28 protein-coding genes are annotated in these 24,525 nt (G+C 36.0%); 8 read left to right on the top strand and 20 right to left on the bottom strand.

Annotated elements, in window-relative coordinates; genetic code table 11:
• Positions 1–146 precede the first annotated feature (146 nt).
• Together R8749_RS00610 and R8749_RS00605 are read left to right on the top strand one after the other, a co-directional pair.
• Positions 147–1,022: an ROK family protein gene (locus R8749_RS00610; protein ID WP_317696988.1), complete on the top strand. Its 876-nt coding sequence runs from the start codon at positions 147–149 to the stop codon at positions 1,020–1,022.
• A 12-nt stretch (positions 1,023–1,034) separates the two neighbouring features.
• Positions 1,035–2,066 carry a PTS fructose transporter subunit IIC gene (locus R8749_RS00605; RefSeq protein WP_317696986.1) on the top strand — a complete coding sequence of 344 codons (1,032 nt, stop codon included), beginning with the start codon at positions 1,035–1,037 and terminating at the stop codon, positions 2,064–2,066.
• Between the two features lie 519 nt (positions 2,067–2,585).
• On the opposite strand, the gene R8749_RS00600 is transcribed toward R8749_RS00605, so the two are convergent.
• The 10 genes from R8749_RS00600 to R8749_RS00555 form a co-directional block, all read right to left on the bottom strand.
• Positions 2,586–2,834 (bottom strand): hypothetical protein, encoded by a 249-nt coding sequence (locus R8749_RS00600; protein WP_317696984.1) that lies wholly within the window; start codon positions 2,832–2,834, stop codon positions 2,586–2,588.
• Positions 2,835–2,941: 107 nt separating this feature from the next.
• Positions 2,942–4,120 (bottom strand): ABC transporter permease, encoded by a 1,179-nt coding sequence (locus R8749_RS00595; RefSeq protein WP_317696982.1) that lies wholly within the window; start codon positions 4,118–4,120, stop codon positions 2,942–2,944.
• Positions 4,117–4,788, bottom strand: coding sequence for an ABC transporter ATP-binding protein (locus R8749_RS00590; protein ID WP_317696980.1), 672 nt, complete (start codon positions 4,786–4,788; stop codon positions 4,117–4,119). Before R8749_RS00590 ends, R8749_RS00595 begins: the two co-directional genes overlap by 4 nt.
• A gap of 3 nt (positions 4,789–4,791) precedes the next feature.
• Positions 4,792–5,748, bottom strand: coding sequence for an efflux RND transporter periplasmic adaptor subunit (locus R8749_RS00585; RefSeq protein WP_317696977.1), 957 nt, complete (start codon positions 5,746–5,748; stop codon positions 4,792–4,794).
• A 34-nt stretch (positions 5,749–5,782) separates the two neighbouring features.
• Positions 5,783–6,289, bottom strand: coding sequence for a hypothetical protein (locus R8749_RS00580; protein ID WP_317696974.1), 507 nt, complete (start codon positions 6,287–6,289; stop codon positions 5,783–5,785).
• Between the two features lie 152 nt (positions 6,290–6,441).
• A complete protein-coding gene (locus R8749_RS00575) occupies positions 6,442–7,191 on the bottom strand; it encodes a LytR/AlgR family response regulator transcription factor (RefSeq protein WP_317696972.1) in 750 nt (249 codons plus the stop codon).
• A 14-nt stretch (positions 7,192–7,205) separates the two neighbouring features.
• Positions 7,206–8,048: a sensor histidine kinase gene (locus tag R8749_RS00570; RefSeq protein ID WP_317696969.1), complete on the bottom strand. Its 843-nt coding sequence runs from the start codon at positions 8,046–8,048 to the stop codon at positions 7,206–7,208.
• A gap of 726 nt (positions 8,049–8,774) precedes the next feature.
• Entirely contained in the window at positions 8,775–9,410 is a 636-nt protein-coding gene (locus tag R8749_RS00565; protein ID WP_317696967.1) for a glycyl-radical enzyme activating protein, read from the bottom strand.
• Positions 9,353–9,565, bottom strand: coding sequence for a 4Fe-4S cluster-binding domain-containing protein (locus tag R8749_RS00560; RefSeq protein ID WP_317696965.1), 213 nt, complete (start codon positions 9,563–9,565; stop codon positions 9,353–9,355). The genes R8749_RS00565 and R8749_RS00560 overlap by 58 nt, the downstream gene beginning before the upstream one ends.
• A 9-nt stretch (positions 9,566–9,574) precedes the next feature.
• The gene (locus R8749_RS00555; protein WP_317696962.1) at positions 9,575–11,917 is read right to left on the bottom strand and encodes a formate C-acetyltransferase; all 2,343 of its coding nucleotides are present in this window, start codon (positions 11,915–11,917) and stop codon (positions 9,575–9,577) included.
• Positions 11,918–12,078: 161 nt separating this feature from the next.
• On the opposite strand from R8749_RS00555, the gene R8749_RS00550 reads away from it, so the two are divergent.
• The 3 genes from R8749_RS00550 (at position 12,079) to R8749_RS00540 (ending at position 14,693) form a co-directional block, all read left to right on the top strand.
• Positions 12,079–12,846: a DeoR/GlpR family DNA-binding transcription regulator gene (locus R8749_RS00550; protein WP_317696960.1), complete on the top strand. Its 768-nt coding sequence runs from the start codon at positions 12,079–12,081 to the stop codon at positions 12,844–12,846.
• A gap of 203 nt (positions 12,847–13,049) precedes the next feature.
• Positions 13,050–13,976, top strand: coding sequence for a sugar-binding transcriptional regulator (locus tag R8749_RS00545; protein WP_317696958.1), 927 nt, complete (start codon positions 13,050–13,052; stop codon positions 13,974–13,976).
• A 33-nt stretch (positions 13,977–14,009) separates the two neighbouring features.
• Complete coding sequence (locus tag R8749_RS00540; RefSeq protein ID WP_317696956.1) at positions 14,010–14,693, top strand: fructose-6-phosphate aldolase; 684 nt, start codon at positions 14,010–14,012, stop codon at positions 14,691–14,693.
• Positions 14,694–14,729: 36 nt separating this feature from the next.
• Here the strand turns inward: R8749_RS00540 and R8749_RS00535 are convergent, their stop codons facing one another.
• From R8749_RS00535 to R8749_RS00520, 4 genes are all read right to left on the bottom strand, one after another.
• The gene (locus tag R8749_RS00535) at positions 14,730–15,344 is read right to left on the bottom strand and encodes a hypothetical protein (RefSeq protein ID WP_317696953.1); all 615 of its coding nucleotides are present in this window, start codon (positions 15,342–15,344) and stop codon (positions 14,730–14,732) included.
• 222 nt (positions 15,345–15,566) lie between these two features.
• Complete coding sequence (locus tag R8749_RS00530; RefSeq protein WP_317696951.1) at positions 15,567–15,728, bottom strand: hypothetical protein; 162 nt, start codon at positions 15,726–15,728, stop codon at positions 15,567–15,569.
• Between the two features lie 33 nt (positions 15,729–15,761).
• Positions 15,762–15,956 (bottom strand): hypothetical protein, encoded by a 195-nt coding sequence (locus tag R8749_RS00525; protein WP_317696947.1) that lies wholly within the window; start codon positions 15,954–15,956, stop codon positions 15,762–15,764.
• Positions 15,916–16,098 (bottom strand): hypothetical protein, encoded by a 183-nt coding sequence (locus R8749_RS00520; protein WP_425613235.1) that lies wholly within the window; start codon positions 16,096–16,098, stop codon positions 15,916–15,918. Before R8749_RS00520 ends, R8749_RS00525 begins: the two co-directional genes overlap by 41 nt.
• A gap of 193 nt (positions 16,099–16,291) precedes the next feature.
• Between R8749_RS00520 and R8749_RS00515 the strand changes: the two genes are divergently transcribed.
• Positions 16,292–16,855 carry an SOS response-associated peptidase family protein gene (locus tag R8749_RS00515; protein ID WP_317696945.1) on the top strand — a complete coding sequence of 188 codons (564 nt, stop codon included), beginning with the start codon at positions 16,292–16,294 and terminating at the stop codon, positions 16,853–16,855.
• Here the strand turns inward: R8749_RS00515 and R8749_RS00510 are convergent.
• The 4 genes from R8749_RS00510 to R8749_RS00495 form a co-directional block, all read right to left on the bottom strand.
• Positions 16,845–18,062, bottom strand: a complete 1,218-nt coding sequence (locus R8749_RS00510; protein ID WP_317696943.1) for a serine hydrolase — start codon at positions 18,060–18,062, stop codon at positions 16,845–16,847. The two genes, R8749_RS00515 and R8749_RS00510, sit on opposite strands and share 11 nt — an antisense overlap.
• Positions 18,063–18,155: 93 nt before the next feature.
• On the bottom strand, positions 18,156–19,121 hold the full coding sequence (manA, locus tag R8749_RS00505) for a mannose-6-phosphate isomerase, class I (protein ID WP_317698566.1): 966 nt from the start codon (positions 19,119–19,121) through the stop codon (positions 18,156–18,158).
• Between the two features lie 129 nt (positions 19,122–19,250).
• Positions 19,251–19,718: a GNAT family N-acetyltransferase gene (locus R8749_RS00500; RefSeq protein ID WP_317696941.1), complete on the bottom strand. Its 468-nt coding sequence runs from the start codon at positions 19,716–19,718 to the stop codon at positions 19,251–19,253.
• Between the two features lie 4 nt (positions 19,719–19,722).
• Positions 19,723–20,622: an alpha/beta hydrolase gene (locus R8749_RS00495; RefSeq protein WP_317696939.1), complete on the bottom strand. Its 900-nt coding sequence runs from the start codon at positions 20,620–20,622 to the stop codon at positions 19,723–19,725.
• A 72-nt stretch (positions 20,623–20,694) separates the two neighbouring features.
• Between R8749_RS00495 and R8749_RS00490 the strand changes: the two genes are divergently transcribed.
• Positions 20,695–21,279 (top strand): histidine phosphatase family protein, encoded by a 585-nt coding sequence (locus tag R8749_RS00490; RefSeq protein ID WP_317696937.1) that lies wholly within the window; start codon positions 20,695–20,697, stop codon positions 21,277–21,279.
• A gap of 34 nt (positions 21,280–21,313) precedes the next feature.
• Positions 21,314–21,571, top strand: a complete 258-nt coding sequence (locus R8749_RS00485) for a helix-turn-helix domain-containing protein (RefSeq protein WP_317696935.1) — start codon at positions 21,314–21,316, stop codon at positions 21,569–21,571.
• A gap of 85 nt (positions 21,572–21,656) precedes the next feature.
• On the opposite strand, the gene R8749_RS00480 is transcribed toward R8749_RS00485, so the two are convergent.
• Both R8749_RS00480 and R8749_RS00475 read right to left on the bottom strand, forming a co-directional pair.
• The gene (locus R8749_RS00480) at positions 21,657–23,198 is read right to left on the bottom strand and encodes a multicopper oxidase family protein (RefSeq protein ID WP_317696932.1); all 1,542 of its coding nucleotides are present in this window, start codon (positions 23,196–23,198) and stop codon (positions 21,657–21,659) included.
• 53 nt (positions 23,199–23,251) lie between these two features.
• Positions 23,252–24,463: a serine hydrolase domain-containing protein gene (locus tag R8749_RS00475; protein ID WP_317696930.1), complete on the bottom strand. Its 1,212-nt coding sequence runs from the start codon at positions 24,461–24,463 to the stop codon at positions 23,252–23,254.
• Between the last annotated feature and the right edge of the window lie 62 nt (positions 24,464–24,525).

Raw genomic sequence — 24,525 nt, 5'->3', positions numbered from 1 at the left:
ATAAAATCTAAATACCCCCTAAAAAAACCGTTCTCAAGCGCTTTTACCCTCTTACTCTACAATTATGCTTCTCGCCATTTGTATGGTGTAAGCGCTATAACCGATTTAAGATAATAGTCATCAAAATAAGCGAGGAGTTAAATACGTTGAAAAGTATTGGAATTGATATTGGAGGAACTCAATTAAGAGTCGGAATTTTTGATGAAGATTTTAAAATGATCGATAGTTTTAAAACAGAAAATGATAAAGAATTATCAGTAAAAGAAAACTTAAATAAACTGATCGCATACATCCAAAATCATGACTACGAATACCGAAGCATCGGAGTTGGATGTCCTGGACCACTAAATATTCGAGCTGGAAAGATTTTAACTCCACCAAATATGCCAAATTGGTGGAATTTTGACATTGTTGAATATATCGAAAGCAAAACTCATTTAAAAACAACTTTAAACAATGATGCTAATCTAGCTGGACTTGCCGAAGCAAAATTGGGAGCCGGTCGTCTGTATAAAGCTGTCTACTATATTACGATGTCCACAGGAATTGGCGGTGGTTATATTCGAGAAGGCGAGATTGTTAATGGTTCTAATTCAGCGGCTGGTGAAATTTACAACATGATCATTAATGAAAAGTCTCCTGCACGAGAAGGAGTTAATGCTGGAGCTGTAAATGAACAGTGCAGTGGATCAGGAGCCTCTAGAATTGCTAAAACTATCTACACTAAGCCAATTGACTGTAAAGAGCTATTTGACCTAAGGGATACCGGAGATAGTAAAGCAACTGAAATTATAGAAAATTACATTATTGATGGAATGGCAAAGTGTATCGCAAATATTTCAACGGTTTGCGATCCTGATGTATTTGTAATTGGTGGATCGCTAGCTATTTTTCACCCTGATTTATTACAGGATATTGATCGAAAGACGCGTGAATACTTGATATTTCCTGACAATTTAAGAATCTTGCCTGCAACTTTTAAAGATGATGCCGGATTAGTCGGCGCAGCCTTACTTCCGTAAAGGAGTTTTAATTTGGAAAAAACTAAACAAAAGTCATTTTTAGATCATATTATGGATGGAATAGGTTACATGCTGCCTTTAGTTGTTGCCGGCGGAATCTTAATGGGAATCGGCTATATGCTTGATAATCCATCAGTCAATCCTGCTCACTATGGATATAATAACCCCCTAGCTAAATTTTTCAGTACTATTGGAAGTAAAACTTTTGGCTTTATGCTGCCAGTTTTAAGTGCTGGCATTTCTTATAGTATTGCAGGAGTCGCAACTATTCCTGCTGCCTTAATGGCAGGAGCAATTGTAAAAGATGGTACTTCCGGATTTTTAGGAGCTCTTTTTGTTGGATTTATCGCAGGTTATATCACGATTTTAATCCAACGAACTTTTCGTAAGATTCCTGACACCCTCGATGGACTAAGAAGCTTACTGTTAATTCCTTTAATTTCAGTAATGCTAGTTGGATTAATCTCATTATTTGCAGTTGAACCTATTATTGGTCAAATAAATACAATGCTTAATTCATTACTTAAGAGTATGAATGGATCCAGTCAAATTCTACTAGGAAGTATTTTAGGTGGGATGGAATCAGTTGATATGGGCGGTCCTGTTAATAAAACCGCCTATCTATTTGCTACTTCTTCTTTAGCCAACGGACAATACGCTTTAATGTCTGCCGTTTTAGCCGGAGGAATTGTGCCACCTTACGTAACTGCTTTTGCGAGCACCATTTTTAAAAATAAATTTTCTAAAGAAGAGCGTGAACGAGGAATCACCAATTATATTGTCGGATTGGCTGGAATCACCGAGACAGGAATCCCGTTTTTAGTATCCGATCCAATTAGAGTGATGGCCGCATGTATCCCAGGGTCTGCAATTGCCGGAGGACTTTCCATCTATCTTCACTGCTCAGTCATGGCTCCATTTGGCGGAATTTTTATTCTACCTTTAAATTCTAATCCTTTAGGGTTTCTAATCTCAATGATTACAGGAATTGCCGTTGGTACTGTTATTTTAGGATTGTTGAAAAAGCCGATTGAAGAAAAATAATAGTGATAACATCTCCTTTTATTTTAAATTATCGATAATTGTTTAACTTTATAAAAATTAAAGATTTGAAATTTATCTAATATCAATAACTTCATCGTCTAAATTCCAAATGATTAGATTATGTGTCGCTAGAATTATGATTAGTTTCTCAGCTAACAGAGATTTTCCTTTGAAGTTTTGGATCAAAAGCAGCTGAGGTCTCGTCAGTCAAAATAAAGGACTGATTCTTTAACATTACCTTGGCGATTGCAACTCGTTGAGATTCACCACAGACAAAGCAAAAATATTCTGTTTCAGATCAAGATATGATAAAATTACTCTTTCTATGACTTTCTTTTCAAGCAAAATCCTTTCGTTTTTATTTATCTTGTTCCTGATCAGCTCTAAACTAAATATTAATATAAAAACTAGCAAGTAAAGTTTTCTTGCTAGCTTAAGTGGAGTTTTTTTTTATTTTGATGTTTAACGAAAAATTCTTTAAAAGACGGATTCAATTAAGCTCTCGTCAAAACTACAATTTTATTTTCCATTTGGCTTACCTTCTTCCATGATAACTTTCTGTCCATTTTTTTCAGCATTTTTCTTAAACTCCTCGAACTCACCCTCACTCTTAAATTCTAACTTATCTCCCGGTTTTGGATGTTTTATCTTGTCTTCTTGACTACGTGGTCGAAGCGTTGTTACTCCGACAAATATTGCTACCACCAAAATTACAGCCATAATTGCACTAATAATAATTGTTTTTTTACTATTTTTTTTCTTTTTCATTTTATCCTCCAAATAATTGATTTATTTTTAAAATATTTTTCTTAACTCTTCCACAGAAGCCTCAAACATCGATCTTATTTAACTTTTTTCATTTGTCCTTTAAAACCTTATTTAATCAAATCGACAACGTTCTTTTGGGCTGCGTTCTTTGACGGAATATAACTGAACACTAATCCGACTAACATCGAGATGCCCATTGCCAGAACTGCCACAAAAGGGTCGAACGTGAAGTCGATCTCCATAAATCGACTAGTCATAAAGGCGAACAATTCACCAAAGATATAGCCAACAAAACCACCAAATAAGGTTAGAATTAAACCCTCTAGTAAAAACTGACTCTGAATTGATTTGCCCGTTGCCCCGAGAGCCCGGCGAATTCCAATTTCTTTGACCCGTTCGGAAATTGAAGTGTAAACCATATTCATCACACCCACGCCCGAAATGAACAACGAAATTCCCGCAATGAACGAAACAAGCCAAGTTAACATTCGAAGATTAGAACTAATCTTATCAGTCATCGCAGAACTATTAGGAAATTCATACATTCCAAGGTTCTTCATACTTCCCTGTTTGCTCAACTTTTTAACGACATTACCTGCAACGGTCGTGATATTCTCTTCACTGGGAACCGTAATCTGAATATTTTTCTGATTGGCGCCCGGGAAAAAATGATTGTAGGTTGTGTTATTCATTTCAATTTGGGTCATTGTCGTAAAATCAGACGGAAATACTCCTTTAATCAGAAAAGCTTCGTTAGAAATCTCTAGGGTTTTCCCGACAACTTCACTGGTTTTCAAATTAGGAAACTGTTCTTTTGCCAAGCGCTCCGATACAGTCACAACTTTATTGCCCAGATCGGCAGAACTAAGATTCTTTCCGAACTGGACTGCCTCTCCTGCTCCCTTAACAAGGCGAAGCCGTTTACTTTGACCATCAACCGATTGCTCCCGATAAACCCTATCAGGCTTTTCAACCGCATATTTAACTGCACTAACCCCTTTTACACTACGGACCAAATCTAAATCATACTGGTTGAAATAACTAAAACTACTCTTGGCAAAATTATCACTATCTTCTGGCGAAAACTTAATTGCAATCTCATTGTTTTTGATGTCATCGCTATCTAACAACTGCTTCACTGAATATTTCTCATAACCGCGCCCAACCGTCACAATCGTGATAACCGCAGCAATTCCCACAATAATTCCAATAACGGTAAGAAAACTGCGGCGTTTATTCTTTAAGATTGCTTTGATTGCTGTTTCAATGCTAATTGAAATTCTCATCCGATCACCTGCCCGTCTTTCACTTCAATGACTCGTTTACAATATTTGGCGGCTTCTGGATCGTGGGTGACCATTAAGATGGTGACGTCATGTTCCGCGTTTAACTCCTGGAAAAGTGTCATGATCTCATCCGAGGTCATACTGTCAAGCGCACCGGTTGGTTCATCAGCAACAATGAATTTGGGCTTATTAGCTAATGCTCTCGCAATGGCCACCCTTTGCTTCTGTCCGCCTGACAGTTGGCTGGGCAATTGATCTTTCTTTGCAAGGAGTCCGACTTTGTCCAGCTGTTCTAGGACAATCGACTTAGCACTGCGATGCGTGCCGCCTCGATATAGTAATGGCAGTTCCACATTTTCATAAATCGTATCAGTTTCGATCAAATTAAATGACTGAAACACAAAACCGACATTCTGATTTCGCATCGTTGACAGATCATTGTCTTTAAACTCTTTCACGTCTTCATCTGAAAAGTAATATTCACCTTCAAAATCCCGATCGAGAAAGCTAATGATATTAATTAACGTCGACTTCCCTGAACCACTTGGTCCCATAATTGCCGTAAACTCTTTTTCTTCAATGTTAAGATTGATATCTCTCAAGACGTAAAGAGGCGTATCATCATCATTAAAGATATAAGATTTACTAATACTATTTATCTTAATCATTGGCTAGTCCGCATCTTTATAGTTCTTAACAATCGATTCGTTGTTTTTAAGCCCTCCGGTAACCACAAAGTAACTATCTTGCTTTGCCCCTTGAATTTCCTTCTTAGTATACTTGGAACCATTGGCCTTATAGACATAGAACTTCTTGTCTTCTTCCTTCACCGCTGAGTTTGGCACCTTGATCTCTTTCAGCGATACTGTCACTTGGACATGACTGCCGTTTTTAAGTTCTTCGGAGGGCTTAATCTGCGCTGTATAAGTGGAAATCTTACTTGTGGTATTTTCGGGACGAGTTGCAATACTGGTAATTGTTCCTTTAATCTTAGTTCCTGAATCAACAGGAGCCAGTTTCACTTCCTGATCTTGAGAGAGATGACTCAAGTCATATTCACTGACTGAAATTGCAACACTCGCCTCATTACTGCTGATTTCAGCCAATGGCTTCATGCCGTCGCTACTGCTCGTCGACATTGTCAACACCCCATCAAATTGCGCATAGACCTTATTAGGGGCAGCATCACGCATTTTTGTGATTTCTTTATTCAACTGGTTAACTTCATTAGTTAAAGCTGTAATTTTAGCTGAGTTGCTTTGAACATCTTTTTTAAGATTATCAATCTCAGCTTTCTTCTGCCGCACTCGGCTCTGCTTATCAAGGAGAGTGTTGTAATCTTTAAAACTGTAGTAAGTAGCTATCAGTTCACCTTGCATTACTGATTCTCCGTCTTGTTTCTCTAAGTACAAGTTCTCCCCCAGTGCTTGATTGAGGGTGATACTTTGGGTCTTTTTTGACTTGGAAATGCCGTTAAAACTAAGCGGGTCACTCTTTTGAACTTGAATGGTTTGAGTGATCTTTTCTGGGATTTTCGCTTTTGTTTTGTTGCGGCCAGTGAGAATTACCACACCGACTGCCAGTGCTGCTGCTCCAATTAATGCAATTATGATCCAACGTTTTTTCATCATTTACTCCTATTTTTTTAATTATTTTTTCCCATTATCTTGGAGGAGATTTAAAAACTTTTTCTAAAATATAATTTGGTGTCTTTTCATTGTATTTACCTTGTAAATCTAAAAACATTATTCCAGAATCCTTTACTAACATCACCGCATCATAAGGTGCAATAATGTGTTCATTGGTAATTTTTTTTCCTTCCTCTGTGTCGATGTTAACGACATATAATTTGGTGCCAGCTTTACGACAAATTGAAGTAATGTTTTTTAATTCTTTATCAGAATCTTTATTGCCGGGGGTTTCAAAGAAAACGACTTCGTCATTAAACTTGCTGAAGTCGGTGGTCTCTGTCTTTTTCCTGTATTCTTCAGCCGAAATTTTTTTAATTTCAAAATTAGATTTAGATTTTTTGACCTGACCCTTTTTTACTGGTGAGCTTTGGCTATCTTTTGAACTTGTAGTAGAACTAGAACTGTCTTTCTTCTGGCACCCAGCTGTCAGCAATACAACTCCCAGAAGCAAAACTAATCCTTTTAAATTTTTCGCCATTTCTTAGTCATCCTTAAATTTTTTAACGGTTTAACTATACCGGCTTAAAGAGTTCAATTATGCAAATCTGTGCGAATTACCATCTTCGCTACGTGAATTACATTTTTTGAAATTCGTAAATTACGCAAAATAAAAAAGTCAAGTATTAAAACTTAGCTTTTCTTAAATTTTTCTAAGATTGGTTTAAACTTGTTAATTTGCCAGCGCGAGCATGAGATGGTAAAACCGTTTGACATCGTAATCATTTCTTCCTTAACAGAGCATGTCACAACCTCATTTAAGTTTACCAACATATCACGGCGACAGCGGATAAAGTGATTGGGAAGTTCATCTTCAAATTGGCCAAGTGAACCATTACAGTTAAAAACTTGATGTTTGGAAACAATTTCTAGCTTATGATTTCCGACCAATTCCAATGCAATCAGATCTGAAATTAAAATATATTTATCTCCTCGACCAGACGCAAATTTTATTTCTTGTTCATGCTGGTTGACGCTATTTTGAGTTCGCTCACAAATCGTATCGATCGTGGAATTGATCTTAGATTTTAGAAGTTCTGGATCTGCGGTTTTTACGATATAATTCAAAGCCCCAATCTTATATTCAAAGATCAGCATCCCAAATTCAAGATGGGAAGTAATAAAAATAATAAAACCATTGGGATCACTCTCTCTAATTTTGAGTGCCAAATTTAACCCATCGTACTGCTCATCTGATAAATCAATATCCAAAAAATAGACATTTATCTCCTGAGAATTGAATCTTTCCAGCAATTCTGAAGGATTAGTAGTCGCGAGTACTAATTCCATCGAAATTTCTTCAAATGCAATTCTATTTTCAATAATTTGTGTAATTGCCTGGAGGTGGACTTCCTGATCGTCGCAGACATATATTTTAATCATATTTTATAGCCCTTTTATTTTTTGATAAAAATCTTTTGCGTGAAAGTATAGTTAGAACAAGTGGTTTCAAGATCTAAATAATCGGAATTGCGGACAATATCTCTTAAGTTCTGCAACCCAAACCCTCGATTTGCTCCTTTACTCGATTCCCCAACTTTCAAACTGATAGTGGGCTCAACGCAAGAATTAGCCACCATAATTAAGATCTGCTGCTGCTCGTTAAGGATCATTATCTCTATTTTTGGGTGATCTTGCTCGACGCACGCTTCAATTGCATTATCTAAAATTATCCCAATTATCCGCGATAAATCAAAAGGATCGACTTTATTAATCTCAATATCCTCGCTACATTTTATTTTCACGTCAATTCCTGCCTGAACGGCTTCAATTATTTTGGTCGATAATAATCCTTTAACCGCTGGCAAATTGATGCCTTTCAGTTGATTCAAAGTGCCAGATTTGAGCTGAACTTCATTATGGATTAACTGATTTTTCACCAAGAAATCTTCCAACCCTTCGGTATCAACCCCTTCTTTATTCATGAACCCTCTAATTCCCAACAAGATGTTTTTATAATCGTGCTGATTTTTCTGGATTTCCAACTGCATTTTCTCTAAGGTGTCAATGTAGCCTTCCATCATCATTTTCTCCGTTGCCAGTTGAGTTTGCCTCCGATTGCGCTTTACCTCATAGTTTACATAAATGCCGATTGCAAAAACAAAAATTACCAAAAGGGTAAAAACTTGGTTACCAATTTGAACTTTTTGATTAATATCGTCTAAAGTAGGCTTTAGCCTCACGCTTTCCTGTTTTTGGGGACTATCCTCGTAATAGACGGTTACCTTTTTTCTAGACATTTCTGTATTTTGCCAAATAAAAAATAACCCTAAAATAAGTGCGAGGACCCCCGTTATTACAATGGTTTCCCGCTTGGAATTAAAAAAAAGTGAAATTGTTTTCTTGAATTTCGAACGCATTATTAAAGTCAAAAAAATCTGAAAAATAAAATTAATTATCCCAATATATGAATCCATTTTTAAAGGGAATAATAATGCCCCCAAAATTATTCTCATTAAGATATTTTCCAGCACAAAAAATAAAAGCAGCGGCAGAAAATCTCGCATTTTGGGCAAGAAAATAAGATAAAATAGTCCAATTACCAAAGCGGTCAGATAGAAATAATGATCATCCCTCGACATCATTAATGATCCGCTTACTTTCCTTGAAATAAAGTAAAACGCGATGCTCACCAATAAATCGATGAAAAGAATGACAATTTTGCTTTTCCAAATAAAAAGCTGTTTGAAATACAAAAACATATTTAACATTAAAGTAAGCGAAAAAATAAAGGTGGGAATTAATAAAATAGCAATCAAAACGAAAATCCTTTTTTAAATCAGTTTAGCATATTTTTTAACTATCTCAGAAAATGTGTAATAACTAAGAAAAGCAAAATTATCCATTATTATACTTTACAGAATAATTTTGCTTTTAGGTTAATAATTACGCGAATTGCATGATTCTTTACGCGAATTACAAAATTTAGCAAAGAAAAAACAGCTGCTCTATAAGCAACTGCCTTTTTATTCAAGTCCGCTCACGATTGCTGTAATATGCTGTGATTCAAAGTAATCATGGATATTGTCAACTTCTTCTTGGGTTAAAAGCGGTGTATCTTCCATTGTATAATTTCGACCAAGGTATTTGTATTTCTGACTTCCATATTGGTGGAATGGCAGAATATGAACTTCCTTAACTCCAATTTCATTAACGTAAGCTGCAATTTGCCGGATATTTTCGGGCTTTGTCGTATATCCGGGGATTAGCGGAATTCTCGGAGTTACCTCAACTGTTGGAGTGTTGAGAAATGCTTCAAAACTTGCCTTAACCATTCTCACGTCATCTCCAATCACTTGTCTAGCCTGAAGAGGAGCCATAATCTTTAGATCAAATAAAGCATGATCTACATACGGTAAAACCTTTTTGATTTCACGCATCGGGACTGCCCCAGTGGTTTCAATTGCCGTATTAATTCCTAAGGTTTTGACCTCATGCATTAAATTGGCTGCAAAATCTGCTTGAACTAAACATTCACCCCCAGATAAAGTCAGTCCGCCGCCAGACGAACGATAAAAAATATCATCTTTCTCAACTTCTTTGACTACTTCATCAACGGTGTACCATTTAGTAATGGTTTCTTTCTTCCATTTTTCACCCACGTTAGCGGGACTACTGCTCCCTGTGATTCAGGATTACTGCACCAAGGACAGCGAAGTGGACAGCCTTGAAGAAATACAATTGTCCGAATACCAGGTCCATCATGAATGGAGTAACGCTGGATATTAAAAATTAATCCTTGATCCCCTTTTGCCACTTTTATCTCCTACAATACGTGTTCTGCTCGGCGAATAATATCGTCTTGAATTTGTTTATTCAAATCGACAAAGAATGCACTGTAGCCCGCAACTCTAACTACTAAACCAGCATAGTTCTCTGGGTGCTTTTGAGCGTCGATTAAAGTTTCTCTTGATTGAACATTAAATTGGACGTGACGAATTTTTAACTGCGTGAAAGCCATTAAGAAATCTGCAAATTTTTTAATTCCATTTTCACCTTTTAAAGTGTTCGGCGAAAACTTAACGTTTAACAAACTGCCATTGACGGCCAAAGTATTATCAATCTTACTAACTGATTTCAATACAGCAGTCGGTCCTAAATGATCGCGTCCAACCATTGGCGATAATCCACCGTCAGCTAATTGATCGTGATCTTTACGGCCATCCGGCGTTGCCCCAACATCTTCACCCAATGGAATATGAGCCGAAACTGTATAAGCACCAGCAATAAATTCACCGCCACGAATGTTTTTATATTTGCCCAATTCTAACGCGTAGTGACGGAAAATCTTTGCACATTCTAAATCAATTTCTTCGTTATCATTACCATACTTGTCAAAGTCGTGAATTAAATGCTGACGTAAAGCTTCTCCATCTTCGCCAGCAAAATTATCAGCAAGATGTTCAACTAAAGCTTTAAAAGTCATTTCGTGATTTTCAAATACCAACTTTTTAATTGCATAAAGTGAATCTGCCAGATTTGGCTCCCCGATGCCTTGAACGCCAGAAAAGTTATAGCGTGCTCCTCCTTGAGTTACGTCTTTTCCGTTTTCAATACAATCTTCAACAAGTGCAGATAGGAATGGGATTGGCGCAAATTCACGGTGTCCAAGATCAACAATGTCTGATCCTTTAGTCACAATCTCAACATAGTCATCAATCTTATTTAAAATGTGCTGTCGAAGTTTTTCGTACGTAACATTTGGATCATCTTTAAAGTCATACAATGATATTTCCATGATCTTCATCAAATTGAATAAGGCAATATCATGAAGGCCGTAAGTCCTTCCTGGAATCGTTGTTTCAACACAGCCAACTACTGCATAATCACGAGCATCATCGAGTGATACTCCTTTACTTAGAAATCCTGGCTCGCAAACGTCATCGTTAAATAACATTGGAATCCCTGTTCCTAAACGAATGGTTTCACAAGTCTTATTTAAAAATGTCCGAGGAATCTTCTCATTGATCCGCACTGAAAGATTTGGCTGTGGCAGCTGAATTTCGTGATAAATGTCTAACATTTTATAGGACAATTCATTCACCGCATACTGACCATATTTATCGTCTCCACCAAGTGAGATTGTGTAACCCGTTGGAAAACCTGCAAAGCACTTTGCACTGTCAGCACTTCTTAAGAGAACTACATCATTAGTTTTTAAGTAAAAGTCGCCTAATACTTCGTGCATGAATTCTTCTGGCACGCCAGCCTCTTTAGAAGCCTCATAAAAAGGAGCTGTATATTGATCCATCCGGCCTAAAGATAAAGAAGACGCATTAGATTCATACTGTCCGACAATACTGGTCATCCAAATCAATTGCAAAGCTTCATAAAAGCTTGTTGGTGCTTCGGTTTCTAACCGTCTGCACATTGCGCTGATCTCTTTCAATTCAATTTTACGATAAGCGGGCGTATCCTCATTTTCTGCCATTTCGTCAGCCAGTTCAGCATAACGTTCAAAATGGCGCTGCATCCCTTCAAAAATAATCAAAGCCGCTTCATAAAAATCATTATCTGGATGAATCGCAGCTTGTTCTTTAAGTAATGATACATATAATCCAACACCACGATTTAAAATTGCTGGGAAGTCCATAATAATATGGCCTTGCCCCTTATCAGTTTGATTTAACTTAATTACCTTTTCATTCATTGCCGCTTTAACTTCAGGCGTAATCTTAGCGTTAATAAAATCTTTCATTGAACGATCAGTCCAATATGGGAGTAATTCTTCTTGATAAATCTTTTTATCTTCTTCAGTAAATTCAAATTGATCTTGCGGCCTTGTCGCAATCGTATCAATTTCGTTCATAATCCAATAAGGATCCATTTCAGGTGATAAAATTCCGCTGCGGGGACGAACTGTTCGATTTCCAACTAATAATTCTCCCGGTCTAATACTAATCTTTACATGGTCAAGAATATGCGCCGTTGCTTTTGCTCGACGGATAATTGTTGGTTCATTTTCTGTTGATTGATAACTTTCAGTATAAAGCAAAGCTCTTTCTAACGAGATTCTTCTCTTAGTCTTAAACAAATTGAGTTTCATATTCTGAATTTGTGAAGCAGGTCTTGCTGTCATATAAGTGTCTGTAATTTCTGCATTAATCATGATTTAAACCCCTTTCTTTTTCTTAAGTGTATCTGCTTACAAAGACGAATTCAACAAAAAACTTGGATTTAATTTGTTTTAAATTGGAATTGCACAAAGATTCAAACTTTTTTAATTGTTTTTTTGGAATTAAGTTAGTATAGTAGTATCAGAGGGTTAAAATGAAAGCAGTTGAAATCCAACAAAGACGTGAAAAAATTCTTTCGTTACTAAAACAGCAGCAAAAAATAACAGTCCAATCACTGGTTGAACTGTTAAATGTTTCTGACGAAACCATTCGAAAAGACTTAGCAATTTTGACTGAACAAGGAATGATCAAAAAAAGCTATGGTGTTGCCGAATTAATTCCTACTACCCCAGTTATTCCAGTTGGCTATCGTGACAAAAAAGAGGCTGACGCAAAATCAGCCATTGCCAAAAAAGCCCTATCTTTAATCAAACCGACGATGAGAACAATCGGCCTTGATCAAGGGAGTACAATTGCCAAATTAGCAGAGTATATCAAGGAGCTTCACCATAAAACAATCATCACCCGTTCACTGCCTTCACTTATCGCTCTTAAAGACGGAGATAACGAGTTTTTCACTCCGGGAGGATATTACAACGCAAACGACATGTCTTTTCAAGGTCAAGGTGAAGATAATACTTTAGCTAATATTCATTTGGATATTAGCTTCTTTGGATCTAGTGGCCTTAAATCTAGACATGGTATTTGTTCATCAAGTTTTACTGATGCTGAGTTCAAAAAACAAATGAACTTACAATCAAGTATTTCAGTTGCTTTAATCGATCACACAAAATTTACCCAAACTTCCTTGGTAATGGTTCTTCCTTGGACTGAATTTGACCTTTTAATCACTGACGATCAGACTCCTGAAAATATAATTGATGATCTTAAAAAACAAGTAGAAGTAATCGTAGCAAATTAATTTCTGCACAAACGTGCAATCTATGGACAAATGTTATTAATTTTCAGCTTCTGAGGTTTACAATAACAAGATTAAGCGTTATCTCTCAAAATTACACGCTTACCATTTCTATTGTTGAAGCAAAAACTACTCGTTATTATAAATTTGGCTTATTTGAGAAAATTGAGTAAAGTAAATCAGCACTGATAAGAGAGGATCGTGCAATGAAAAATCATCAGCTATTAGTAAGAGTGGCATATCAATATTACATTCAAAATAAAACTCAAAGCGAAATTGCTAAAAGTCTTGATCTTGGTCGTTCAACAATCAGTCGAATCTTGACTCAAGCGAAAAGAGAAAATATCGTCAATATTCAAATTAATGGTTTGGATCTTGATCTGATGGATCTTGAAAATAAAATTAAAAACTATTATCAACTGCGAAATGTAATTATTGTCCCCACTACATCTTCTGATAAATCTTCTGCACTTGCTCTGGAAGCTGCTCTCTACCTCAAACAAATCATTAAGCCAAATAATCGAGTGGGTGTTGCCTGGGGCTCAACCCTGGCTAAAATGGTTGGACAGCTTCATCATCCTAAATCGACTAATGCAACATTTATTCCGTTAGTCGGCGGGCCTAGTGCAGCCAATGCGAAATACAATGTCAACACTATCGTTTATGATCTAGCCAAAAAGTTTGTTGGCAGCAGTGAATTTATTAACGCTACTGCTGTTCAAGAGACTGCGGCTCTTCGTAATGGAATTATTGGTTCTAAGTACTTTCGTGAACTGACTAATGACTGGCAGCATCTTGATATTGCTTTAGTCGGGGTAGGAGGACCATTAACGACAAAGACAACTAGTCATTGGCGGGACCTACTTACCCACGATGACCTAGTGTTGCTTAAAGATCAGCATGCAATTGGAGATTGCTGCTGTACCTTTTTCGATAAAAATGGTAAAACTTTAGCTCCTTCGTTACAAAAACGAACAATTGCAATCTCTTTAGAAACTTTAAGTAAAGTCCCAATTAGTGTCGCTGTTGCCCATTCATTAGTCAAAGTGCCTTCGATCAAAGCTCTTTTATCAATGGGGATCGTTAATACTTTGATTACTGATAAGGAAACCGCATCCCACTTGCTCGATTAAAACTAATTTAATAATAGATAAGGAAGGTATATCATGGAATTTCTCTTAGATACAATTCATCTTGCGGATATTGAACGTTTTGCCCAAAGTATTCCCTTAGCAGGAGTTACATCTAATCCAACAATTGTTAAAAAGGAGGGAAAAGTCGACTTCTTCAATCATATGAAACAAATTCGCGAATTATTGCCGCATAACGCAACTTTACATGTTCAAGTTGTTGGTCATAGTGTTGAAGAAATGCTTGATGATGCTAATACCGTTTTAGATCAAATCGGTCCAGATACTTACATTAAAGTCCCAACCAGTGAAGATGGTCTTAAAGTAATTAAAAAGTTAAAAGCCAAAAATGTTAATGTAACTGCAACTGCTATTTATACCAAATTTCAAGGTTACCTCGCTATTGCTGCTGGTGCTGACTACATTGCTCCATATTATAACCGGATGCAAAACATGAATATTGATGCTCCTGATGCAATCGCAAATTTTGCTAATATGATTGCTGAAAATAATTCAAAAACCAAAATTTTGGCTGCTAGTTTTCATAATGTTAATCAAGTTACGGAAGCTTTTGAAAATGGAGCCCAAGCCGCAACCATGGGGCCTGACATTTTAGAATCAGCACTTGGCATGCCAGCTATTGCTCAAGCAGTCCATGATTTCACTGGCGATTGGGAGAGCGTTTTTGGAACAGGCAGCACCGTTGCCTCTCTTAAATGATAATTTCCACAAAAAAGAATTCTCACGAATTCTTTTTTATTTATTAAGCGATTGGCGATAACTATTCATTTCTTTGACATTTTGGGCTGGAAACTTCCATTTTTTCACTAACTCTTGATTGCTAGGAACATAAGCAAAATTATCATACATATGTTTTAATGCAATATTCCACGTTTTAAAGTGACGTCGATTATCGTGGGTCGGTTCTTGAACTGGGTGGGTTAAAAATCCATCATCACCATAAACCATTAAAATATCGTCATCTGGCTTTCCCTTTTTAATAGTTTGATTCGTTTTATAAGTTATTTCACAATATTTTACATCATTAACTTTCTCCTTAGAAGTTTCGAAATCATCACTACCTAAAAATTTCCTTCTCTTTAAAACGATCTTTTTCCAATGGTTATAATCTTCTTTCGTAGTGACTTCAAACTCATAGAAATTCGGAAATAGTTCTAGACCAACTGCTTGACTATAACGAACATCGACTTTAATTTGCTTAGACCGGGGCACCAAAGTACTTAATTCTTGGTATGCTTTTGCTTCAGCTGTTTTATATTGAATCATCCTCACACCTTCCATAACTAAGTAAACAGCAATTAATATTAAAATTGGTGACGAAAATATTAAAATCTTTTTTGTGATTTTCATAGTTATACCTCATTATGTAACCGGTTGTATTGTTACATTAATTTATTTAGCATAAACAAGCAATAATTATTCGGATTATTTTAATTTTATTAATTATTTTTTATAAAAATATTAATAATCTTTGTTCAGAAAAAACAGCTAACTGCATTTTATCTGCTGTTAGCTGCTTAATTTTATATATTTAATATTACTGACTAGGTTACCAAGTTTCCAATTGAAAGCCTACAAACTCCACTCACTATCTAACATTTCCTCTCCGTCTGTTACATCTATCTGGTTTAAATCCTCATTAAACCAATCCCCTTCAAACGGATTTTGATGAATATGATTTTGTTTACTTTTAATTCTTGTTTTTACTTTCTTTGTAAAACTTCCACTATTCATAATGACTCCATATAAACAATTTGATTAACTTCATCAACTGCTGACCATTAATTCTTCTAGAATATAGCACTTACTTACCGGCTGAAGTTTTTCAAATGATTGTGTTGCCTTAAATAGATTCTCTTTTAAAGTTTCTACTACTTCCATAAAACTATTTTTAAGATTGGTTTTTATTTTAACCACATAACTATTTATCCCAATCAACATCGTCAAAATCGGAAAATCCACTATCATCATCCATTCTTTGAGAGACTTTTGCTAAAGTCCCAGTACCTTCTAAGTATATAGTTTCGACAATCGAATCCCAATCCTTTTTGCTAATAACGACTACTGCTTCATTTTGATTGCCGTTTGCTGGAATGATCGATATCGGTTTTTTTTGAATATTAACATTTTTTATTATTTGGTATAAGTTTTGTCTTGCTTTTGTCGGTATAATTTTTCATAAAAATGTCCTTCTCTACGGATTTAATCTACTTACATTATTATAGATTAGTTTTCTACCATTAATGAGAAATATCTTAATTAAGGTGTATTATTAACATAAAAAACGGAGATAACCGATGTGTGGCAGATATACTTTTGAACTCAATCAAGTTAAAGAAATCGATCGAATCTATGAATTAGCCCAAAAGAACGGTTATCGTCCGGACATTAGTGTCGTAACTCCAGGAACTAGTCCCGCAACTGTGATTAGTAAAAGTAATCAAATTGAAGTTGTCACGACGAAATGGGGATTTCCCGGATTTAAGCCAAATCAGTTAATCATTAATGCCCGCAGCGAAACAGTACTTGAAAAGAAAATGTTCGCCAGCGCTTTTCAGAAAAATCGCTGTGTTTTCCCAACCACTGGCTTCTTTGAATGGAGTGCTGAGCATCAAAAATATTGGTTCAATTATTCTAGCAATCCTCAAGCTCTTTATATTGCAGGATTCTATGATTATTTTGATCAGACTCCTCAAAGTATTATTCTGACAACTGCTCCCAATTCTTCAGTCTCAGAAATTCATGACCGCATGCCTTTAATTCTACAAAAAAACCAGATCAAGCCTTGGCTGACTGATCTGGATTATGCCAAAAATTTATTACAAAATCCGATGCCCGAACTCTTCAAAACTATTCAGTAGGAAAGTCTTCCATCATTTTCTGATAAAGATCTGTCGTAAAATTATATGCCTTTGTAAACGACGGAGCGGGGAAACTTCGATTACTCATCGCAATTACTGCATTATGTCCATCATTTGTGATATACATTTCGCTTTCGTACCCTACGATCAGCCCATGCGCAAAAAAGTGATCGCTAAAATTATAAACTCCGCCGCCATAATAGCCATCAGCTGAATCTCTTAAAGCGTTTAAATCATCTTTTGAAATAATTTTTCCTTGAAGAATTCCTAACTGAGTTTCTAAAAGTGTCTGAGCGGTGGAATAGATATTACCCGTTCCTAATTCTTTAATAAACGAATCTGGTGAAATTGTAACTGGATTTGCGTAAGAATCAAGATCGTTGAGTGGACTACGGTAGCTTACCATCTTATTCATTTTGCTATTAGGGGATAATGTGTTAAAACCAAAATGCTTAACATGAAGCGGGGTAAAAATCTTATCTTTTAAATACTCATAATAATTCTCCTGATTAACTTTTTGAAGAATCCCTGCTAATAATACATAATTTACGGATTGGTATTCTGAATTTCCAATCTTATCTGGATCCACAAAAGCATTCTCAATATCAAAGGTAAGTATATCTTGATTATCTTTAGTTGATAGTGGTCTCTTTAATTTTAGCCCCGACTTCATATCTAACATTTGCCTTAAAGTAATTGACGAACTGCCCAGAATCGAAGGATAATACTTGCTTAAAGGATCATCTAGCCTTAGCTTACCCTCTTCAGCACATTTCATTATTAAAACTGCCGTCAGTGACTTTTGTAATGAAGCCCACTGATAAAGCGAATCGGGATTATTCCACTTCTTTGCTTGATAATCGGCATACCCATACCCTCTTTGAAAGATAATCCGATCATTCTTATACAGAAGAACAGTCCCGATAAAATGATTGCTTTTTAAAAAATTTTCAATAACAGCTTCCTGATTGGCAGAAAGAAGATCGACACTGCTCGTGCCCATCTTCTCCCTCATTTTTTTAGCCGCTTGGGCTTTTTTTAGTTCTTTCTCATATTGATCTTGTAAATCTTTGAGCTTTTTCTCATAACGCTCATGTTCTTGGGGCTGAATGACTCGTTGATAGTATAAATAACTACCACCCAGACCGATTACAGTTCCAACAACTAATAAGAGAATAACTAAGCAAATCCGCCGAAATACTTTCATAGAAAATTCACCTTACAATGTTGTTAAAGTTAACTGATCAAGCTTTAAATTTGCCAGTAAAGTTTTATTATATTCTAAAATATGTTCAAAGTCTCAGTTAGGCTCAGAAGCAATGATTTGTAAATCACCATCTAGTTTCCATGACTTAATTTGTGCAGGAATAATAAAATGATCACTTTTACTAATTGAGTATTCTTTCCCATCAGCCTTCAATGTTCCTTTGCCGTCAATTACTGATACTAAGGTATAAGGAGCATTTTGGTGGGTAATTTCTTGTTCATCTTTAATCCGCCATTGCCATACGCTAAAGAATGGCGAAACTGGTGGTTCAATATAACTAGTAAAAGTTGAAGCACCTTTTTGTTCAGTTTTGATCTCTAACTTTGGATCGGTACTAGGTACAGTCGTTACATCAATAGATTGCTGCAGATGCAAGTCTCGTTTTTGACCTGTTTTCTCATCAACTCGGTCATAGTCATATAAACGGTAAGTTGTGTCACTAGACTGCTGGGTTTCTAAAACCATTATTCCCTTATTAAGAGCATGGATCGTGCCACTTGGAACATAAATAAAATCGCCCGTTTTAACTGGATATTTACGCAATAAATGGTCCCACTCACCTGAATCAATCATCTCTGCTAGTTCTGCTCTAGTTTTTGCGTGATGTCCGTAAATCAGATAAGAATCAGGATCAGCTTGAATTACGTACCAGCATTCAGTTTTTCCTAACTCATGTTCGTGTTCTTCAGCATAGGCGTCATCCGGATGAACTTGAACTGAAAGCGAAGCATCAGCGTCTAAAATTTTAGTAAGAAGCGGAAATACTTCTTGCGTCGGATTACCGAAATATTCAGGCTGGGACTTATAAGCCTCGTTTAACTCCATTCCTGCTAATGGGCCATTTTTGATGCGGCTAGGTCCATGGGGATGCGCTGAAATTGCCCAGCATTCCCCAATCTTTCCATCTGGAATCTGGTAATCGAAAACTGTCTCTAACTTTCGTCCACCCCAAATTTTGGGCTGAAAATAAGGTTCTAAAAATAATGGTTCAGTAGTAATGACTCCGTACCTCCTAAGTTTTATTGATGGTCATAATTTTGTTCAAAATCTTCAAGCGTTAAATCTTGTTTAACCAAATTAAAAATTCTCCGTTCCTATTATAGTTACTTTTTTAAATAATTTCCTTAATTAAAATAATAAACTCATTATTAACGTATCTTGATGTTGACTAACCTTTTGAAATCCTGCTTTTTCATAAATCGAAAGCGCTGGTTTATTTCGTTCATCAACACTTAATGATAAACCTGTAAAATTATGATCTTTAGCTAATTTTAGAAAATTTTCCAGTAATATAGTCCCATAGCCGTGTCCATGATATTCTTCTTTAATTGCAATCGCAAGTTCAGGAATATCTGATCTAAAGAAGCCATATCCATGAATTAAGCGGCACCAAATCATCCCAATGCGAGCACCGCTGTTAGTGGTCATTACTTGTCCGTAATCATAAACTCCGGTGCCAAAATCCTGATAATATACCTTTAGTTCTGGTTCTAATAAAACCTTGGGATCAGTTGTTTCATCCGGATTATAAATTGCTGTCAACAGCATTTCTTTTAAAAAATCTGCATCATCATTACGATAATTTCTAATTTTCAATTAGCTATTCCTTAATAAACTGTTCTATCATTTTTTGATTCACTCTGATACTTTCGGGCCATTCCCAATTACTAACATTAAAGACATGACCTAAATGCGGTCCTTCATCAAATTCAATTAAATTGGCAGTAAAACGATAATTATGATCTTTGAGAAGTTTTATTAATAACTCGGTTTGGCTGATAAAACGATCTTGACCACCACCTATCACCATTACTTCTGGCATTTTTGTGCCATCACTAATAACTTCTGAAAAGTTAAATGGGATATTTCCTTCCTTAATGAAAAGTTGATGATAAACATCTTTAGCTTGTGCCATCAATGAATCTTTTACTGACTTAAGCTGATCTGGTTCAACTACCCCACAAGTAATAGCAACCAAAGAAAACGAAAAATTAACAGGTTTCACTCCATAAATCTGCTGTAATTTTTCATTTGATTGAATCTCCATTACTAAAGCAGCAAGATGTCCCCCTGCTGAATCGCCTGTTAATAAAACTTTGCTGAGGTCAAACTCATCCGAGCGATAATCTTCTAACCAATGTAAACTCGAAAAAATATCCTGCACCATACTTTTAATTCCGACTTTTGGAAAAAGTCGATAACTCATCGCCATTACTGCATATCCAAGAGATGCTAGATACAAGCAATAATTGTTATTCAAGTTACGATCGCCATACATCCATCCGCCACCATGAATATCAATAATTGTTGGTAGTTTTTTGGGCATCGCACTTTCAGGAAAATATAAATTTAAAGTTTGCTCATTATCACCATGAGCGACATATTTATAATCTGTTTCAATGCGAGCTCCCGCTGGTCTTGGCTGTAATGCAAATTTTTCTAAATCTTGCGTGCGGTTTTGCTGCCAATGATCTTGAAGACTTTTAATAATTTGATCCATTTTTACCCCGAATTTATTCTATATATTATGTTATCTTATTATTAATAACGTAGAAAGAGGAAAACAATTTTTATGTCCCAAACTATTTATTTAATGCGTCATGGACAAACTTTATTTAATTCTCAACACCGAATTCAAGGTTGGTCAGATTCACCTTTAACTGAAAAAGGAGTTAATCAGGCGAAAATTGCCAGTCAATATTTTCCTGAAAATCAAATCAAACTTGAAAGTGCGTACTGTTCAACTTTGGAAAGAACTGAAGACACACTTTTGCAAATAACCGATCTGCCATACAAACGCTTAAAAGGGTTAAAAGAATGGAACTATGGCGTTTTTGAAGCTGAATCAGATTATCTTTACCCTTTTAATAATGATGCGAATTTCTTTCCGCTTTTCGGCGGTGAAAGCGACCTTGACGTTCAAAAAAGAATGAGCACTACTATTAAAGATATTGTAACTCAGGATCATTCATCTAATATTCTGATTGTTTCTCATGGCGGTGCGATTAGAAGTTTTGCCCGCGCTTGGCGTAAGTACGAAGCCAACAGCAATTACTTACCTTATGAAAACTGCTGCGTACTCAAATTTATCTATGAAAATGATGTATTTTCATTTCAAAATATGTATAATCATGACTTTAGTTCGCTGGAATCATGATTAAGGTTTTAAAAAACTGGAAAGGTGAAAAAAAGTGAAATTAACAGAACTAGAATCCAGTTTTTCTTCAATTCAAGAAGACGAAAAATTTATTATCGATACGATGGCAGAATTATATTCTGAACGAATCAAAAAAGGTATCTCACAAAAAGAGCTGTCAAAAAGAATCGGAATGCCTCAACCGCAATTAGCAAAATTAGAAGCACTAGATTCACTGCCAACTTTAAAAACTTTAAATAGATACGCTAAAGGATTAGGATTTGAATTAAGCATCGAATTAATTTCCGCTTAAGTTTACTAAGAACTTATTTTCAAAAAAAAGAAGTATTCATTAAATACTTCTCAGACTAAAGGCAAAAGAAATTTTGTCTTTTTTGTTACATTTCCATGTGCATCTTATGATACGAATCCATCCCAGGAAGCCAAAGTTCATCTTCCGGAATTCCTCTCTCTTCAGAAAATGCCTTCATCAATTTATCCATGGTCATCAGTTCATAATGCTTGCGTGGTTCACCCGGAACGTAAGTTTCAATTTGTGCCATCATGCCGCCATCTTCATGCTCTAAAATATGGCAGTGATACATGTAAAGTCCTGCTAGATCAAAACGAACCAGAATGCGAACCGTCTCACTTGGATTAACTGCAACAGTATCTTTATAACCATATTCATTAGCATATGGCTCATGCCCATTACGAGAAATCACCAAAAAACTCATTCCGTGACAATGGAACGGATGAATCATTCCGCCTTTACGACCATTTGTATTCGTCACATCCCAGTATTGAGCAAGACCTACTGGCTGTTCAGCATCAATTCGATCCATTTTAAACTTTTTATGATCCATCATGACTGCTTCATCCATGCCAGACATTGAAACTTTACGAACTGGCGTTTCGGGATCAACTTCTGGTGCCTTGATATCAATTAAGTTTTCCGGCACTTCTGTATGTCGATCATTAGTAAATTCTTTAATTCTAAATGTTAAAATCGGAGTGTCGTCAGAGTATAAAATAACTTCATCACCAGCTTGATATTTACTAAAATCGACCACAATATCAGCTCTTTCAGCACATGATAACATCAGTTTTGTAAAATGAACTGGATGCGGCAGTAAACTACCATCGCCTGAAATCTGATCGAATTCAAGATCATCATCAAAATGTAAGCGCCATTCGCGCCGGTTTGCTCCATTTAATAGACGCAATCTAATTTTAGGTGCTGTAACGTCAAAATAAGCATTGACCGTTCCATTAATCAACGGAGTAACACCTAAAACCCCATCAGGATCATAGTCTGCGCGATAATCAAGCTGATTATGTTCATGAAATGTCCGATCCTGCAAAACCACTGGGATATCATCTACTCCATAAGTACGAGGCAAGTTCAAACTCGCTTCATGTTCATCAGTCACAATTACCATTGTTGCTAAACCGTTATAAACTTGCTCAGCTGTGGCTGGACAAGGGTGAGCATGAAGCCAATTAGTAGCTGCCGGTTGATTTAAAGTAAAATCAATTTGCTTATCTTCTCCTGGATAAACAGGTGCATGACAGCCCCCATCAACATAAGGTCCAGATACATTTAAACCATGCCAATGAAAAGTTGTAACTTCTGGCAGACGATTCTGCAAAGTCACATGGATATGTTTCCCCACAGGAAACACGATTGTTTTACCTAAAATCGAATTATTATAACCCCATGTTTTGGTTTTTTCTCCAGGTAAAATTTGGGTTTCGCCAGTCTGTGCACAAACTGTATAGTAGATATCTGTATCCGTTTCTTGATCAGGCTTCAACAAATTTAGAATATCAATTGGGTTTGGCTCTACATCCGGCGTTTCAAGCTCTTTGTAACCACCATCTTGCGTATCAAACCCCGTTGCGTCATAAAAATATTCCTTATATACTTTTTCGTCCATAAAATTGCCTCCTGCCTATATCATATATCCTTCTCAACAAAAAGTCTTTAATATTATTTCATCATTTGGTTGTAAAGTGAACTAATAAAGGAATATGATTTCTTCAAATCTGGATACGGAATACTGCGGTTGCTCATTAAAATTATTGCGTTAGTACCATCATTTGTGATGTACATACTAGTTTCATATCCGGCAATTAAGCCGTGAGAATAAAAATGATCGTCGTAGTTATACACACCGCCTGCATAATAGCCCCCTGTAGTATTGCGTAAAGTCCTCAGGTCATCTTTAGAAATGATTTTTCCAGCAACAATAGATAATTGCGTTTCTAAAAGCGTTTGAGCTGTTGAATAAACATTCCCTGTTCCTAATTCTTTAGTGTAAGTAAGCGGATTGGTCGGAATCGTCTTTAAATAGGGTGCAGTCTTAGGTGTCGGAGTTTGATAACTAAACATCTGAATCGGCTTCCAATCAACAGCTGAAGTAAATCCAACATTTTTAAGCTTTAGCGGTTTAAAAATCTTATCTTGAATTAACTGATAATAATTTGTGTCATTCACCTTTTCTAAAATTCCTGCCATTAATACATAGTTAACAGGCGAATACATGGCATGATTCCACTTTTTTTGATCAAAAGTTGTTCGCGAAATATTATCTTTAATGACGTCCTTAGCCGGAATGATTGGTTTACCGTCTTTAACAGATAAACCAGAAGTCATATTTAACATTTGGCGGATTGTAATCTTTTGGCTCCCAGGAACTGTGGGATAAAATTTACTTAAGTGGTCTGTTAATTTAAGGTTCCCCTCTTCAACTGATTTCATGATTAGAACAGCAGTGATCGACTTTTGAAGTGATGCCCACTGATAAAGGGAATTTGACGTGTTTTTCTTTTTGGTTTGATAATCTGAATACCCAAATCCCTTTTTATAAACAATTTGTCCATCCTTAAAAAGCAAGGCCGAACCAATATAGTAATTTTTATCCATCAGCTTATCAATGGATTGACTCTTAGACGGTGACAAGCGATCAATAACTTCTTTATTTTCATCCTCCAACAGTCCTCTCATTGCTAATTGATGATTGACCTCCTGCAGATGATCAATTTTTTGTTGATCTTGCTTACGAACAGTGTAAACTTGCTGTTGTTGGGCTATTAAATGACGAGGACGAACTCGTTTAACATAGTAAACATAGCTAAAGCCTCCACCAATCATAATTCCTAGCGCAATAAACGCAAAAATTTTAATATTTTTAAATTTCATTTGGCTTTCCCAATTAATAAAAAAGAACTAATTCACAGCTGCAATTAGTTCTTTTAAAGCAA

It is taken from the genome of Xylocopilactobacillus apis (assembly GCF_033095965.1).
Lineage (GTDB): Bacteria > Bacillota > Bacilli > Lactobacillales > Lactobacillaceae > Xylocopilactobacillus > Xylocopilactobacillus apis.
The sequence above is the reverse complement of the archived record's forward strand: the minus strand, read 5'-3'. Positions and strand labels throughout refer to the sequence as shown.